This window comes from Citrobacter portucalensis (assembly GCF_002042885.1).
Classification (GTDB): Bacteria; Pseudomonadota; Gammaproteobacteria; order Enterobacterales; family Enterobacteriaceae; genus Citrobacter; species Citrobacter portucalensis.
Genome location: NZ_MVFY01000012.1, coordinates 118,663 through 134,265 on the forward strand (window position 1 = coordinate 118,663; position 15,603 = coordinate 134,265).

The window sequence follows — 15,603 nt, forward strand, 5'->3', positions numbered from 1 at the left end:
TATCAATTGGTTGTTTTGATTTTAATTATTTCTATACGTAATTATAAAAGCCAAAAAATCTATAAATAAAACGATTGGGCTAAATAAAAGCAATGCCATTTGCGTTAAGGAAAAATTTTCCATGCACACACAGACAATATATGAATTAAGTCAGGAAGCGGAACGCTTGCTGATGCTCTCGCTTGAACATCTCAGGCAATTGCAAAAATTGCCTATGACGTCGTTGGATGATGTCGCGCTAAAACAAGGAGAGCATAGCAGTCAGGTTGTTCAGCCCCTGCATTTCAGCGCGCGTGGCATGGATGTCCAGCAAGCAACGCTCAATAATGAGCTGCGCAAGATTACGCGTCTGGAAATGGTGTTGGCGATTGTTGGCACGATGAAAGCGGGAAAATCGACGACGATTAACGCGATTGTGGGGACAGAGGTGTTACCTAATCGTAATCGCCCCATGACGGCGTTACCAACGCTAATACGCCATACGCCGGGGCAGAAAGAGCCGGTGCTGCATTTTTCACATGTCGCGCCGATCGATGCCTTAATGAAGGTTTTGCAGCAGCGCGTGCGCGAGTGCGATCGCCTGCGTCTTACGCAGACCCTGGAAATTGACAAGGATATGAATGTCCTGCTGCAACATATTGAAAATGGTGTGGCATTTGAACGGTATTATCTTGGCGCACAGCCTATTTTCCATTGCCTTAAAAGCCTGAACGACCTGGTGCGCCTGTCAAAAGCATTGGACGTTGATTTTCCTTTTGCCGCCTATGCCGCGATTGAGCATATTCCGGTTATTGAAGTTGAGTTTGTCCATTTGGCCGGACAGGCAAGCTACCCAGGGCAATTAACGCTGCTGGATACGCCGGGGCCGAACGAGGCAGGACAACCGCACTTACAAAAAATGCTCAATGAACAGCTGGTGCGGGCCTCTGCGGTGCTGGCGGTGTTGGATTACACCCAACTGAAATCGATTTCCGATGAGGAAGTGCGTCAGGCGATTATGGCGGTCGGCAAGTCAGTACCGCTGTATGCGCTGGTGAACAAGTTCGATCAGAAAGACCGCAACAGTGATGATGAAGAACAGGTGCGGGCGTTGATTTCCGGCACGTTGATGCAAGGCGGAATCGCCCCTGAAAGAATTTATCCGGTCTCCTCAATGTGGGGCTATCTGGCGAACAGGGCGCGTCATGAGCTGACGACGCGCGGGCGACTGCCGGATCATCAGGAGCAACGTTGGGTGCAGGATTTTGCCGAAGCGGCGCTTGGCAGACGCTGGCGCACCACCGATCTTGACGATACGGAACACATCCGCCATGCCGCCGACCTGTTGTGGGAAGACTCGCTGTTTGAACAGCCGATCCAGAAAGTGATTCACGCGGCTTATGCCAATGCTTCGTTGTATGCACTTCGCTCTGCGTCACATAAGTTATTGAACTATGCACAAAGCGTGCACGAATATCTGGAATTTCGCGCCCACGGGTTAACGGTCGCCTATGACAAACTGCGGCTGAACATCACGCATATTGAAGAGGATATGCAGCAGTTAGAAGTGAGCCAGGGGCGGGTGAGCGATGAAGTCAGCCATGAAGTAGAACTGGCGCTGGAGGCTGCTGCTGCCTATCTCAGTGAGCAACAGACTGAGATTCTTTGCGGTATCAACACGTTCTTTGTCAAAGAAAACGTCCTGATGATGTCACAACACGGTCTGGGGACTGCTGTGAATACGGCAGAAATGGCCGGAGAAATGTTGGTGCTGCACGATGAAGGGCAGGCGAAAATTTTGTTAGATAAAATTCGCTCATCCTGTGAGGGGGTATTGCTGGCGGCGCAGGAAAGCATCAGCCGGGACTTAGCCCTGCGTTTTGAACAGCTTGAGTCGACGCTCTCCCGGGCGCTAAATGACGCGATGCGACCAATTGAACAAAGGGTGAAGGAGGAGCTAAACCACGCCGGTTTTCGTGCGCGGATCCGTTTTCCAGCGTTCCATACGGCGATGTTTAATTTCAATACCCGCCAATTGTTTAACGAGGCCATTGAGCAGGATATTCCGGCAGAAAATGCGCCGTCTACTGGCGGTGTGGTGCGTGACACTTTCTCTCGTTGGCTAAATCAACCCAACTGGGGATGGAATGATTACGTCGAAACAAAAACGCGTTATCTCATTGATATGGGCGCATTGCATAAAAACCTTGTGCAGTACGTCTCCCAGTTTTGCCAACAAATTCGTAAAGCTTTAGCTGCTCAGGTCGATATTTCCGTTACGGCTGGCATGGCCACATTTTTTGCTGATTTCTCTCTGTGCCTGGCGCAATTGCAGGCGAGTCTGAGTGAGAGTCTGACGCTACGCCAACAAAATGAATCCGCGGTGAATGCAATGAATGAGCAATTGCAGCAGCGCATTACGATTGCGGCATGGCTTTATGAAGATTCCCGATTGCTGCGTGACGATATCAATACCCTTTTTGCAACCGAGCACACATGACTAACGTTTTACTGGAAGGCCCCGGGAGGACGCTGGAGTGTGTCTACCCGAAGTTTATGGTCGATCTGGTTCAGGGAGATGAAACCAAACGTTCCGGCGGTTTTCTGCAACAGCAGCAGCGGCTGCGCGCGCGTCTGACGCAGGAAGTGTTATCCCAGACGCAACTGCGTGCGTGGGTGATGGCGGGAGTGTCCAGCGAGCATCTGGTGATGCGCCTTAAGCTGGTGGAGAAGCTGGCAGGCATGATTGACCCGGGTCATCTGGCGCTGGTACGGATCGTCGAAGGGCTGATGTTTTTGCAACAAACAGAACACCCGCGTGGGCTTTCAACCCCCGGTCTTTTACAGCAAATAAATTCACTGACTGACTGGTTTACCCAACGCGCGGCGTATAAAGAGAAGGCGCTGACCCAGCGCGGCCTGACGGTTCAGGCGGGCGAGCATAGCGAACAAATTTTTACCCGCTGGCGGGCTGGCGCGTATGACGGCTGGTCGTTACCAGGACGCTGTTTTGTCGCGCTGGAGGAGCTACGTTGGGGTGCTTTTGGTGATGCCTGCCGGTTAGCGAATGCCGATGTGGTGTTAATGCTAAAAGACAACCTGCGAACCATGGCGGCTCAGGCGTTGGCGGATAGCGTGAATGCAGCGCCTGCTACGCGTCATTACTATCATCATTGGCTCAGCACGCCAGCTGTCGGCGGATCGGGCGAGTATAACGATATGCTGAGCTGGCTGGGGAGCTGGTGCGATGCGCAACGCCATCCTGTGAGCTGGTCGGTGACGCAGCGTTGGCAAAATGTGGCGCTGGGAATGCCGCGATTGTGTTCGGCAAAGCGGCTGGTCGATGCGATGGTTGAGGAGATTTTTGCACCGACCCTGCTCGTCAATTGAGCAGGGCTGGTGAGTAGGATAAAGGCAGGTTTAGTGGTGCAAAGAGTCTGCCGGGGTGGCCACCGCTTCGTTGGCGACCCGGTTTTTATTAAAACGTTTGGCATACAGCGCGGTGATAATCGGCACCAGAATGGCGGTGACAATTACGCTGGCGGCAACCAGCGCCGTAGCGGATGCAGCTACCGGTTCGAACGCCGGGTTAATCTGGGCGATAATCACCGGGTTTGCTACCGCAGCACCTGCTGCTGAAGAGGCTGCGACGCCTGCCGTACCGTTCCCGCCACCAATAACACGGTCAGCAATAATCAGCGGGATACCGGTGATGACGATAACCGCGACACCCAGCAGGATACCCAGCAGACCGGTATCAACGATCACGCTCAGGTTAATAGTGTTACCCAACGCGAAGCCGAAGAACGGGATCAGCACCGGTGTGGCTTTGCTGAAGAAAGAACGCAGGTCGTGATCCAGGTTGCCCAACGTAAAGCCAATCAGGAACGGTAATACCGCGCCGATGAAATGGTGTGGCTCGAAGGAGGCCAGACCCGCAGAGCCGAGGATCACCATGGTCATTAACGGACCGGATTCCAGAGACATCAACACAAATGCGCCGGACTCTTCTTTGGTGCCGTACTGGTTCATCAGGCTGGCGTACAAACCACCGTTGGTCATGTCCATTGCGGAGACAATTGCCAAAACTGAGAGACCTGCAAAGAACCCGGTTTGAATACCGGTATCAGGAATAAATGAAGCAGCAATCATTGCCACTACCCAAGCCACGGCTATTTTGGTTATTACCAGCGTACCGGACTTGCGTAATACCGTACCGGTTGCCCGCAAATCAATAGATGCGCCGATACAAAAAAACCACACTGCCAGAATCGGTACCGTTCCGCTGATCATTCCTTTGGTAAACGAACCGAAATACGCACCGGTATCCGGAGCTAACGTATTTAACACTGCGCCTAATAACAGAGGAATCAACATCATTCCGCCGGGGATGCGTTCAATCGTGGCTTTAATTTTCATAAACGTCCTCATGTCTTGTCGCTGCTAAAACTCGCGCAAGAGGGTAAAAATTAATAAATTCAAATGGTTACTGGTATTTCTTAACAAAGAAAATCGCTATCTCTTTGTTTTATAAAATCTAACGCGGCATACGTTGAGCGTGTTGCTGCTCCCAGGGATATTGCGTCTGGAATTAGTTTGCATTCATGGGAACATTGATTCAATCAAAATAAAACGATGTTTTAGTTATCTTCATCACATATTCCGCGCAAAAGTTCTTAAGCACCATGATTATTAAAAAAGCTGTGATCTTTTTGTGAAGGGATTAGGTGGTTTTTTTGCTAGCAGAATAATAGTGACCGCTGTGATTGTTGGTGCAATAAAGCGATTTATTCTTGTATTTAATTGTCATTAAATCGCAAGCATTACATGTAAAAAAGCTGACTAAGAATGACCTAATTTACGCATGTTGACGAAATGAAAAACTATATGTGAAGTTGATCACAAATTTAAACGCTGTTAGGGTAAAGAGGTCATTAACCGCCCAATCAGGCGTCAACAGGTTCGGTTGTACTGTGCGTTTCTCGTCAGTGTAAGTAAACCTGCTACGCTTGTTACAGGGAATGCGCCTGTGCGTTCCCCGCTCGGTGATGACCCTGACGCATGGGCGTTAGGGGACTCGAACTGGAGCGTGACAGGGCTAAGTCTATGAGGACGAGTATGCTAAAAAGGAAAAAAATAAAACCGATAACGCTGCGCGACGTTACCATCATTGATGACGGTAAATTGCGAAAAGCCATTACCGCAGCGTCGTTAGGTAATGCGATGGAGTGGTTCGATTTTGGTGTTTATGGATTTGTTGCTTACGCATTAGGTAAAGTGTTCTTCCCGGGGGCTGACCCCAGCGTGCAGATGGTTGCCGCACTCGCCACCTTCTCTGTTCCCTTTCTGATTCGACCGCTTGGCGGATTGTTCTTCGGTATGCTCGGCGATAAATACGGTCGTCAGAAGATACTCGCTATCACCATCGTGATTATGTCGATCAGTACCTTCTGTATCGGTCTTATTCCCTCGTATGCCTCAATTGGTATCTGGGCACCGATTCTGCTGTTGCTGTGTAAGATGGCGCAGGGGTTCTCGGTCGGCGGAGAGTATACCGGGGCATCGATTTTTGTCGCAGAGTACTCGCCAGACCGTAAGCGCGGATTTATGGGCAGTTGGCTGGACTTCGGCTCGATTGCCGGGTTTGTGCTGGGCGCGGGCGTGGTGGTCCTGATCTCAACTATCGTCGGCGAGGATAACTTCCTTGAGTGGGGCTGGCGTATTCCGTTCTTCCTGGCGCTACCGTTAGGGCTGATTGGTTTGTACCTGCGCCATGCGCTGGAAGAGACGCCGGCGTTCCAGCAGCACGTGGATAAACTGGAGCAGGGCGATCGTCAGGGTCTGCAGGAAGGTCCTAAGGTCTCGTTTAAAGAGATTGCGACTAAGCACTGGCGCAGCCTGTTGGCATGTGTTGGTCTGGTGATTGCCACCAACGTCACCTACTACATGCTGCTCACCTATATGCCGAGCTATCTGTCGCATAACCTGCATTACTCTGAAGACCACGGCGTGTTGATTATTATCGCCATCATGATTGGTATGCTGTTTGTGCAGCCGATTATGGGGTTGCTCAGCGACCGTTTCGGGCGTCGTCCGTTTGTGATAATGGGCAGTATTGCGCTGTTTGTGCTGGCGATTCCGGCATTTATTCTGATTAACAGTAATGTTATCGGCCTGATTTTCGCCGGGTTGCTGATGTTGGCGGTGATCCTCAACTGCTTTACCGGGGTGATGGCGTCAACGTTACCGGCGATGTTCCCGACGCATATTCGCTACAGTGCGCTGGCCGCCGCGTTTAATATCTCGGTATTGATCGCCGGTCTGACTCCGACATTGGCCGCATGGCTGGTGGAAAGCTCGCAGAATCTGATGATGCCCGCTTATTATCTGATGGTGATTGCGGTAGTAGGTTTGATTACCGGCGTGACCATGAAAGAGACGGCTAATCAGCCGCTGAAAGGCGCGACACCTGCTGCTTCGGATATTCAGGAAGCGAAAGAGATCCTCGGCGAACACTACGATAACATTGAACAGAAAATCGAAGATATCGATCAGGAAATTGCTGAGCTACAGGTTAAGCGCACGCGTCTGGTGCAGCAGCATCCGCGTATTGAAGAGTAACGGTGTTATTGCCTGATGGCACTACGTTTATCAGGCCTACGGGCAGCGTTGTACTTTCGTAGGCCGGATAAGGCGCTAGCCGCCATCCGGTGCCTAGCCAGGGCATTCGTGTTATTGCCTGATGGCACTACGCTTATCGGGCCTACGGGCAGCGTTGTACTCAGTAGGCCGGATAAGGCGCTAGCCGCCATCCGGCGCATGGCCCGGGCATTCGTGTTAATGCCTGATGGCACTACGTTTATCAGGCCTACGGGCAGCGTTGTACTCAGTAGGCCGGATAAGGCGCTAGCCGCCATCCGGCGCATGGCCCGGGCATTCGTGTTATTGCCTGATGGCACTACGTTTATCAGGCCTACGGGCAGCATTGTACTCAGTAGGCCGGATAAGGTGTCTTATGATATCAACTTAAGGTTGGCTTAATCTGTGTCAGGCAAACTCTCCTCCATAGTTTCGGAGGAGAGTGTCATGAAAACCCGTATTTATGAAAGTTTGACCACCGTGTGCAGCGTGCTGATCGTCAGCAGCTTTTTGTATGTGTGGGTGAGCTCTTACTGATTTTTCGCCAATTCCACCCATGCGCGAGTGCCGCTGGCTTCCTGGCGATTTTGCAGATAGAAATGCCCGTGATGTAACTGGGTGATGCGACTGACAATGCTCAGCCCCAGCCCAATCCCACCAAAACGGCTGTCCATTCGGACGAATGCTTTACTTAACTCCCCGCATTTACTTTCATCAATGCCCGGCCCTTCATCTTCGACGGCCAGGACGGCATCATGCTCGGTGTTCAGGCTAATCGTAATAAGGGTGCCTTCCGGGCTGTAACGATGCGCGTTTTCCACCAGATTTCGTAGCAGCATCCGCAACAGCGTAGCATCGCCACGCACGACAACGTCCGCCGCGCTTTGTGGCAGGAGCAGCGTCTGTTTACGTTGGTCCAGCATGGTGCTGAGTTCATCGTAGGAGGGCAGAATAACGTCCTCCAGCAGTTTGACATGCTGGTAGCTCCCGGCTGAAAACGACTGCCCGACGCGGGCGAGTTGCAGCAGCTGCGATACGCTGTCCATCATTTGATCAAGGCGGGCAATCAACGGCGTAACGTCGACCTTATGGGTTTTGGATAATAATTCCAGATGCAGGCGAACGCCTGACAGCGGTGTGCGCAGTTCGTGGGCGACATCGGCGGTAAATAAACGTTCGTTTTCAATAGTGCTGGTCAGCCGCGTTACCAGGTCATTGAGCGCTGAGACAACGGCCTGGATCTCAACGGTTGAGCTGTGAATTTCAATCGGGGCCAGGTTATCGGCTGCTCGCGCCTCTAACTCTTTTTGCAGATCTGCCAGAGGGCGGGTAATACGTCGCACCGCCTGGTAGCAAATTAGCAGCGTCAGGCTGACCATAAAGATGCCGGGGACGATCAGGCTGGCGATAGCCTCGCGGATCTCATGCATGATGTGGCGATCGTTGTTACGGTTATCGCGCAGCGCCTGTTCGAATAACTGTATTTGCTCGGTACTTTCGTGCCACAACCAGAAGGTGCTAATGAGCTGAAAGACCAGCAGAATTAGACCGATCGTCAGTATTAACCGTTGGCGAAGAGGGAGAGGTCGTTTTAGATATTGCAGCAGCTTCACTTAGCTTTCCTCAGTGGCGACCAGCATATAGCCAAATCCCCTGACCGTGCGGATGCGTGATTTTCCGACTTTATCGCGCAGATTGTGAATGTGCACTTCCAGCGTGTTGGTAGACGGTTCGTTATCCCAGCTGTAGATGTCGTTATACAAAATTTCCCGGTGTACCGGGCTGCCCGCTTTGAGCATCAGGCGTGACAGGAGCGCGTATTCTTTCGGCGTTAAGATAACCTCTTGTCCGTCCATCCACACCTGGCGACGACCGATATTCAGCGTCAGATTGCTGACAATTAATTCACTTTCACCCTGATTGTTGTGGCGACGCAGAAGTGCCCGGATGCGGGCGTGCAGTTCTTCCAGTGCGAACGGTTTGACCAGATAGTCATCGGCACCCACGTCCAGCCCGCTGACCCGGTCTTTGAGCGTGTCACGGGCGGTGAGGATCAGCACGGGGAGAGAGTATTTCTTCTGTCTGATGCGGGTCAGGAAGTGCAAACCGTCTTCATCCGGCAAGCCCAGGTCCAGAACAACCAGACTGTAATGTCCGGTCTCCAGACACTGCTCGGCTGCACGGGCGGTTGACACGCCATCACAGGCGTAGCCTTCTGTTTGTGCAGCGAGTATCAGTCCCTGTAGTAACAACGTGTCGTCTTCAACAATCAGAATTTTCATTCGTTTAGCCTCCCCGGCAGGGTTGCAGAATATCATCTGCCGCCTGATATTTCTGTGTTTGCACGCCCGTTAATCCCAGCAGAGTTGAGAAGAGATTATCCTGCGAGAAGTCTTCTGAGCTTGCCCGTTTTTGCAAACATGTCTGAGAGACCTGATAGCGTTGTTGATAATCCTCGGAGAGCCACAGCAGCATCGGCACATGTTTTTGCGTATCTGGTGCAATCGAATACGGCAGGCCGTGCAAATAGACGCCATTTTCCCCTAAGGATTCGCCGTGATCGGAAAGATAGACCAGGCTGGTGGTGAAATTATCCTGGTGTTCTTTCAGTATATTGATCGCTTTATCAACAATATAGTCAACGTAAAGAATGGTGTTGTCGTAAGTATTGACCAACTGTTGCTGCGAACAGGTCTGGATTTCGTTGGTATCGCAGGTTGGCGTAAATTTCTTAAACTGCGCAGGATAGCGGTTGTAATAGGTCGGACCGTGGCTGCCGATGGTGTGCAGCACAATCACCCCGTCGCCTTGCAGGTTATTAATGTACTCTTCCAGCCCGTGGAACAGGACTTCATCGTAGCATTCACCGTCAATACACTGCCCTGGCAGGTTCAGCTTAGTCATATTCTGGTGTGGAACCCGATCACAGGCTCCTTTGCAGCCGCCGTCGTTATCGTTCCACAGAACGTTAATTCCCGCCCGCTGAATGATGTCGAGTACGCCTTCCTGATGCTGTGCCAGTTCTTCGTCGTAGTGCGCGCGTGGCATATCCGAGAACATGCAGGGTACTGATACTGCCGTTGCCGTTCCGCAGGATGTGGTGCGGGGGAAATAGACAACATCATCTTTTTCCAGCAGCGGGTTGGTCTGGCGCGAGTAGCCTGACAGCGAGAAGTTATCGCCGCGCGAGGTCTCGCCGAGAACCACAATCGTCAGGTTCTTACGCTTTTCTTTCACCATCAACGGATTGCGATGGGCATCTTCGCCAATGTGCACCAGCGGCAGGTGGGCCAGTCGCTGGTGTGAATACCAGGATGACGTCGCCACAATGCTGTTGGATGGACTGAGTGATTTCACCAGTTCTTTGTTGTTGCGAAACAGTGAGGCGTAATCTTTATAGAAGAATGCAGCAACCAGCACGATCAGCAGCGCGGAGATCAGAATATTCGCGCCACGAAACAGTATGCTGCGCATAACTGGCGTGATCGGTTTAATTTTTACCCAGCAGGCAATGAGCGCGGCCAGAATGCCGCTCACCCCGAGCGTGATGAGCATTTGCGGCGTCAGCAAAGCAAAGGTTTCGGCGGGCGTAGTGTCCATCATATTGGCGATCATCGAGCGGTCGATGATGATGCCGTAAGTCATGATGAAATATTGGGCCGATGCGCCAACCAGAATGAAAATGCAAGCCACCAGGCGATTAAGCCACAGGAATGAGGCCAGCGTCAGCACGATGTTCATGACGCTGAACGCGACCACCGGCATTGATAAAAACACCAGCACGTTACGCACAGAGTCCAGAGGCAGGTCTTGCAGCACTTGTTTATAGAACGCAATGTTCAGGAAGGTCGCAAGATAAAATGAGATCAGCAGGAGCCAGCTGATTAGCCCGAGAGTGGGCCTTTTAAACAAGAGCTTTAACATTAAGGGGGTTCCATCGACTATGTGGCGCAAATCCTCTCAAAGTAAAGTTAAGCCAACCTTAAGTTCTTAATGTTGATTTCTCGAATATCAGCGAGGCAGCGTAGGCCCGATGAACTGACGCCATCGGGCAATGACGATTGCTTAAGTTAGTTATTGTTCACTGGTGCATCCAATGGATACGGGTTTTTATGGATCCGGTTGTAGTTCAGTGCGTACAGCGCGGTGATGATCATCAGCGTGACGAACGACCACATCACTTCTTTGGCGCCGGAACCGACAACCGCCCAGATGCAGTAGACAAAGGCGATAAAGGTCACCAGTAAGTACATCGGGCGTGCTTTACCAAAGTGACCATGGCCGAGCAGCAGCAGCGCGGCGCAGGTATACAGATACGGCACCAGGGTGAAGATAACGGAGACCGAAGAGACCAGACCAAACTCTTTTGCTGCGTTCGGCGACATGCTGCTGAACTGGAAGATGGTCATCAGGATGCCGACGATAATTAACCCAGCCACTGGCGTACCGGCTTTGTTCACGCGGGCAAAAATCGGTGGGAACAGGCCATCATCGGCTGCGGCTTTGGCGGTTTGCCCGGCAAGCAGCGTCCAGCCGCCCAGAGAACCAAGACACCCGGCAGCAGCACAGAAGGAAACTATCGCCCCAGCGGTGTCACCCAGCGCCATACGTGCGGCATCACCGAACGGAGAGGCTGATACACGCAGCGCCGCGTTAGGGATCATACCCATGATTGCGGTGGTGGAGAGCACGTAGCAAACAGCGGCAATCAGCACGCCGCCCATGGTGGCGATAGGTACGTTACGTTTGGGATTTTTAACCACGCCAGCCGCAACGGAGGCGCTTTCCACCCCGATAAATGACCACAAGGTGACGTTCAGAGTGCTTTGAATCGCGCCGAAGGTGTTCATGCCGCTGACGTTCCAGGCTGCCATATAGGTTTCACCGCGGAACCAGAACCAGCCGAAGACGGCAATCCCGACAATTGGCACCAGTGCCAGTACCGTTGCGACGGCCTGCACGCGGGTGATCATTTTCGGTCCGACAATGTTCAGTAATACGAAGATCCACAGCACTACGACGCAGGTCAGCGTCAGGACCAGCGGATCTTTTAAGATGGGGAAGAAGTAGCTCAGGTAACCGACGCCAATGACCACCATGGCGATGTTACCAATCCAGCAGGCCAGCCAGTACAGCACGTTGGTCTGGTAGCCCAAAAAAGGACCGAAGCAGCGGCGGGCGTAAGCATAAGAACCACCGGGACTGGAGTCTAAGGACGACATTTTGGCGTACACCATCGACAGTGCCAGAGCACCGATAATCGTGACCAACCATCCGTAGATTGCAATCCCGCCAGTTGACGCAAGGTTTGCGGGTAGCAGGAATACACCGGAACCCATAATATTCCCCGACACCATAAGGGTGACGGGGATTAAGCCCACTTTGTGAGCATCAGCATCCGTCGACATATTTTTTAACTCCTGATAAGGATAAATGACGCCTTATCATACCTCGTCAAAAGTCTATTTAATGATGACGGAGCTGGGGTATCGCTAATGCTGATATTATTATGGCTTATCGCTAACTGATTAAAAATCAGGCGGCGGATGGCTCCCTATGTTGACTCACATAATGCAGAGGCGTCATCCCATAGAACTCTTTGAATACGGAGATAAAGTATGAGGTACTGTTATATCCACACAGTTGAGAGACCTGAGAAATGTTTTTGCCGTCCATCAGTAATTGATTGACGGCATATCGCATGCGACATGTGGTAATTATTTGGCTGTAACTTGTATTTTCACTTTTGAGCTTTTTCTTTAACAAACTGGGACTCAGGCATAAGCAACTGGCAACCATGCTTAAATTCCAGTCTTTATGTATATCGCTCTCAATAATGTGATAAACGCTATCGCTGATACAGTTGCGCAGCATATACATGAGCAAAGAAATAAACTTTTTGCTGTCGAGAAAGCGTGATAACACCGTGAACAGTAGCGAGCGCGTACGCTCTCTTTCAGCTTCGTTCACTGTGTCCATTACGCTGTGTTGGGCTGCCACCCTGAAGACATCCGGCGTCAGACACGCGGCGGTCATCACTGGGCTGGCACTGCGTTGCCAGAGTGGGATCTGTGAAAGGTCTTTATTTAAAAAGCGCAGATAATCTTTAATGATATCGCGGCTGATATGTACGACCAATGCGTTATTAAGTGATGAGAAATCGATAATATTATTATCGCATGCCACCAGCGCCATATGATTAGCTTTTAAACTGATGGCTTCTTTACCGTTAATCCTTAACCAAACATCCTTCTCCGTTAATACAACAACACAAGCTTCTTTGCTGCAAAGCCTCATACCCAACTCCAGGAATATGAACATAAAACACCGTAGCTCAACATCAGATGAGCCAAATCGGCCAAATTGAAATTGTATGATGAAACCAGGACTGCAATAAAATAACGTGTCTGAAATTAATTACAATGTTTGGCGGGATTTTTCTTATGTACACATTTTTGTACGCAAGTGGAAAGGCGCTATTTGCGTATAAAAAAAGCGCGGGGTGGTCCCGCGCAAAAAGGTATGACAATGTTATTGTTTTGCAGCAATACTCAGGAATTACTCAAGCATGACATGTCTACCTTAAACATCGGACTATCTATAAAACGACATTATGCTTTCACGCACATAACGTGGTACACACCGTCAATAATTTCCGTTCCTTCGGTTTCATGTTCAAATCCAGGGAAGTGGTGGTCCCAGGACTGCAACGAACGTAGATAACTAATCTGCGGGCTATTGGCGTCGCCAAAGTTTTCCCCGGACAGCAGCATCGGAATTCCTGGTGGGTAAGGAATAACGGAATTCGCGGCTATACGACCCGGCAGATTTTCAATGGCCACCATCTCAACGTTATCGCTGACTATCGCGTTATAAGCTTCACGCGGGGTGATTTCAGCAACAGGCAGGCCGGAGTAGGCCGCGTTAAGACGTGCGCCAGGGTTGTTCTCTTTCAGCCAGGCGAACATGGTGTCGCCCAGATCGTGAATGCCCATGTTGGCGTAAGTGTCTGGATGTTCCTCAACCAGTTCTGGCATTACCTGTGCCAGCGGGGTATTGGCATCGTAATGGTGTTTGAAAGAGCACAACGTGTTGATCAGTGTGCCCCATTTCCCGCGGGTAATCCCCATGGAGAACAGGAACATAATCTGGAAATCGGTGGTACGGGTCGGCACGATGCCGTGACGGCCAAGCCAGGCGGTGACCAGTGCAGCCGGTACGCCGTTCTCTTCCAGTTCACCATCGTCGCCCATCCCCGGTGCCAGAATGCTGACTTTGATCGGGTCCAGCATGCTCCAGTTATCCGGCAGGTCTTTAAATCCGTGCCAGGATTCACCGGGGCGCATTACCCAGCAGTTCTGGTCGGTGGTCAGGAGTTGGGTTGGCGCATCGGCAAAGTCATAGGTTTTGCCGGTCTGCGGATCGGTCACAATCTCTTTGTTCCATGGTTTGAAGAACCAGTCGCCTTCGGCGGTGAATTCTTTGTACAACCGCGCCATGGCCTGACGGAAATCGACCGCTTCGTCGATCACTTCCTGGGTGAGCGACAGGCCGCTGTTACCGTCCATCATGGAAACCGCCACGTCGTTTGAGGCGCAGATGGCATACAGCGGAGAGGTAGTGGCGTGCATCATGTACGCCTGGTTAAAGCGGGAGAAGTTCACGGCCCCACGACCTTCACGAACGTGAATGTAAGATGCCTGAGAAAGCGCATTCAGCAGTTTGTGGGTCGAGTGGGTGGCAAAAACGGTAGGACCGTTATGATCGCCCGGCGCGCCACGCATGGCGTAGTGATCGGCGTAAATTGGGTTGAAGCGAGCATAGCCGTACCAGGCCTCATCGAAGTGGATGCGATCGCTGGTTTGCGCGAGCAGGTCCTGGGCCTCTTTGGCGTTGTAGCAAACACCGTCGTAGGTACAGTTGGTCACAACGCTGTAAGACGGTTTTTGCCCGGCTTTACCTTTGGTCAGCGGGCTTTCGCTGATCTTTTTCTGCAATGTTTCAGGCTGCATTTCCTGCGGGTAGATAGGCCCGATAATGCCGTACCGGTTGCGGCTCGGCACCATGTACACCGGTTTTGCCCCGGTGAGGATCAGCCCCTGCTCGATGGATTTATGGCAGTTACGATCCAGCACCACGACGTCATCATCGGTCATACAAGCCTGCATGATGGTGCGGTTAGAGCCGGAAGTCCCGACCACTACGGACCAGGAGCGGTCAGCGCCAAACACGCGGGCGGCATATTTTTCGCTCTCGCCAAACGCGCCGGTATGATCCAGCAGCGAGCCGAGCGATGCACGTTCAATACCCATGTCACTACGGAATAAGTTTTCACCATAGTAATCATGGTAGAAACGACCGGCCGGCGTTTTGGTGAATCCGACGCCGCCCTGGTGACCCGGAGCTGCCCAGGAGTATTCATGGATGTCGCCGTACTTCATCAGCGCGCTGAACAGCGGTGGCAGAAGTTGTTGGCGGTAGCGGGTCATCGCCGCAACGGCGCGACCGGCGATAAAGTCTGCGGTATCTTCCAGAATCCAGGCGAATTCATCGACAAGCTCCAGCAGGTCGCGATCCAGCGATGCGGTGGCTTTTTCGCGATCGCCCAGCAGGAAAACAGGTACGTTTTGCTGGCGCTCGTGGAGCTTGCCGATCAATTGCCTGACGTTCAGGTGCTCGTCTTGTTGTTCCATTTGATAGCTGAACATCAGACAATCAATGGCTTCATTGGCGGCGAGGATTGCGTAACCATCGTCGAATGAGGTGGACTTAATGACGGTAACATTTTGGCGGCTTAATGCGTCAGCCAGACGTTCGACAGCGCTACCGACCCAGGTGTCCTGATGCAGAAACTCACTTTCAACAATTAATACTTTCATCATCTTTTACCCGGTTGTGGAAAGGTTGCAATCTATGAATTGCAGACACACCGTATGAATGTGACGCAGGCAAGTATTATCCTGTCAAAATGGGCTGTAAAGCGGG

General features: G+C 51.6%; 11 protein-coding genes. 4 read left to right on the plus strand and 7 right to left on the minus strand.

Annotated elements, in window-relative coordinates:
- Positions 1–121 precede the first annotated feature (121 nt).
- Positions 122–2,479, plus strand: coding sequence for a clamp-binding protein CrfC (gene crfC / locus BZK40_RS17915; protein ID WP_079935043.1), 2,358 nt, complete (start codon positions 122–124; stop codon positions 2,477–2,479).
- A complete protein-coding gene (locus BZK40_RS17920) occupies positions 2,476–3,369 on the plus strand; it encodes a diguanylate cyclase regulator RdcB family protein (protein WP_079935044.1) in 894 nt (297 codons plus the stop codon). The genes crfC and BZK40_RS17920 overlap by 4 nt, the downstream gene beginning before the upstream one ends.
- A gap of 30 nt (positions 3,370–3,399) precedes the next feature.
- Here the strand turns inward: BZK40_RS17920 and kdgT are convergent, their stop codons facing one another.
- Positions 3,400–4,398: a 2-keto-3-deoxygluconate transporter gene (gene kdgT, locus BZK40_RS17925; RefSeq protein ID WP_079935045.1), complete on the minus strand. Its 999-nt coding sequence runs from the start codon at positions 4,396–4,398 to the stop codon at positions 3,400–3,402.
- 699 nt (positions 4,399–5,097) lie between these two features.
- Here kdgT and proP point away from each other — a divergent pair.
- Positions 5,098–6,600 (plus strand): glycine betaine/L-proline transporter ProP, encoded by a 1,503-nt coding sequence (gene proP / locus BZK40_RS17930; RefSeq protein WP_003826737.1) that lies wholly within the window; start codon positions 5,098–5,100, stop codon positions 6,598–6,600.
- Positions 6,601–7,065: 465 nt separating this feature from the next.
- Positions 7,066–7,155, plus strand: a complete 90-nt coding sequence (gene pmrR / locus BZK40_RS17940; RefSeq protein WP_003826741.1) for an LpxT activity modulator PmrR — start codon at positions 7,066–7,068, stop codon at positions 7,153–7,155.
- Here pmrR and pmrB read toward each other — a convergent pair.
- The 6 genes from pmrB to adiA all read right to left on the minus strand — a co-directional run bounded on the left by pmrB (position 7,149) and on the right by adiA (position 15,497).
- Positions 7,149–8,222, minus strand: coding sequence for a two-component system sensor histidine kinase PmrB (gene pmrB / locus BZK40_RS17945; protein WP_095533155.1), 1,074 nt, complete (start codon positions 8,220–8,222; stop codon positions 7,149–7,151). The genes pmrR and pmrB overlap by 7 nt on opposite strands.
- Before the next feature lie 9 nt (positions 8,223–8,231).
- Complete coding sequence (gene pmrA / locus BZK40_RS17950; protein ID WP_008786966.1) at positions 8,232–8,900, minus strand: two-component system response regulator PmrA; 669 nt, start codon at positions 8,898–8,900, stop codon at positions 8,232–8,234.
- 4 nt (positions 8,901–8,904) lie between these two features.
- Positions 8,905–10,542, minus strand: coding sequence for a phosphoethanolamine transferase EptA (gene eptA / locus BZK40_RS17955; protein ID WP_079935048.1), 1,638 nt, complete (start codon positions 10,540–10,542; stop codon positions 8,905–8,907).
- A 146-nt stretch (positions 10,543–10,688) separates the two neighbouring features.
- Positions 10,689–12,026: an arginine/agmatine antiporter gene (gene adiC, locus BZK40_RS17960; protein ID WP_003031853.1), complete on the minus strand. Its 1,338-nt coding sequence runs from the start codon at positions 12,024–12,026 to the stop codon at positions 10,689–10,691.
- Between the two features lie 127 nt (positions 12,027–12,153).
- Entirely contained in the window at positions 12,154–12,915 is a 762-nt protein-coding gene (locus BZK40_RS17965; RefSeq protein ID WP_008786968.1) for an AraC family transcriptional regulator, read from the minus strand.
- Positions 12,916–13,229: 314 nt separating this feature from the next.
- A complete protein-coding gene (gene adiA, locus BZK40_RS17970) occupies positions 13,230–15,497 on the minus strand; it encodes an arginine decarboxylase (protein WP_020996085.1) in 2,268 nt (755 codons plus the stop codon).
- Positions 15,498–15,603: the final 106 nt, after the last annotated feature.

Excerpts from the sequence above, each read along its gene's own strand:
- crfC (WP_079935043.1), top strand. The coding sequence starts at position 122 with ATGCACACACAGACAATATATGAATTAAGTCAGGAAGCGGAACGCTTG.
- BZK40_RS17920 (WP_079935044.1), top strand. The coding sequence starts at position 2,476 with ATGACTAACGTTTTACTGGAAGGCCCCGGGAGGACGCTGGAGTGTGTC.
- kdgT (WP_079935045.1), bottom strand. The coding sequence starts at position 4,398 with ATGAAAATTAAAGCCACGATTGAACGCATCCCCGGCGGAATGATGTTG.
- proP (WP_003826737.1), top strand. The coding sequence starts at position 5,098 with ATGCTAAAAAGGAAAAAAATAAAACCGATAACGCTGCGCGACGTTACC.
- pmrR (WP_003826741.1), top strand. The coding sequence starts at position 7,066 with ATGAAAACCCGTATTTATGAAAGTTTGACCACCGTGTGCAGCGTGCTG.
- pmrA (WP_008786966.1), bottom strand. The coding sequence starts at position 8,900 with ATGAAAATTCTGATTGTTGAAGACGACACGTTGTTACTACAGGGACTG.
- eptA (WP_079935048.1), bottom strand. The coding sequence starts at position 10,542 with ATGTTAAAGCTCTTGTTTAAAAGGCCCACTCTCGGGCTAATCAGCTGG.
- adiC (WP_003031853.1), bottom strand. The coding sequence starts at position 12,026 with ATGTCGACGGATGCTGATGCTCACAAAGTGGGCTTAATCCCCGTCACC.
- BZK40_RS17965 (WP_008786968.1), bottom strand. The coding sequence starts at position 12,915 with ATGAGGCTTTGCAGCAAAGAAGCTTGTGTTGTTGTATTAACGGAGAAG.
- adiA (WP_020996085.1), bottom strand. The coding sequence starts at position 15,497 with ATGAAAGTATTAATTGTTGAAAGTGAGTTTCTGCATCAGGACACCTGG.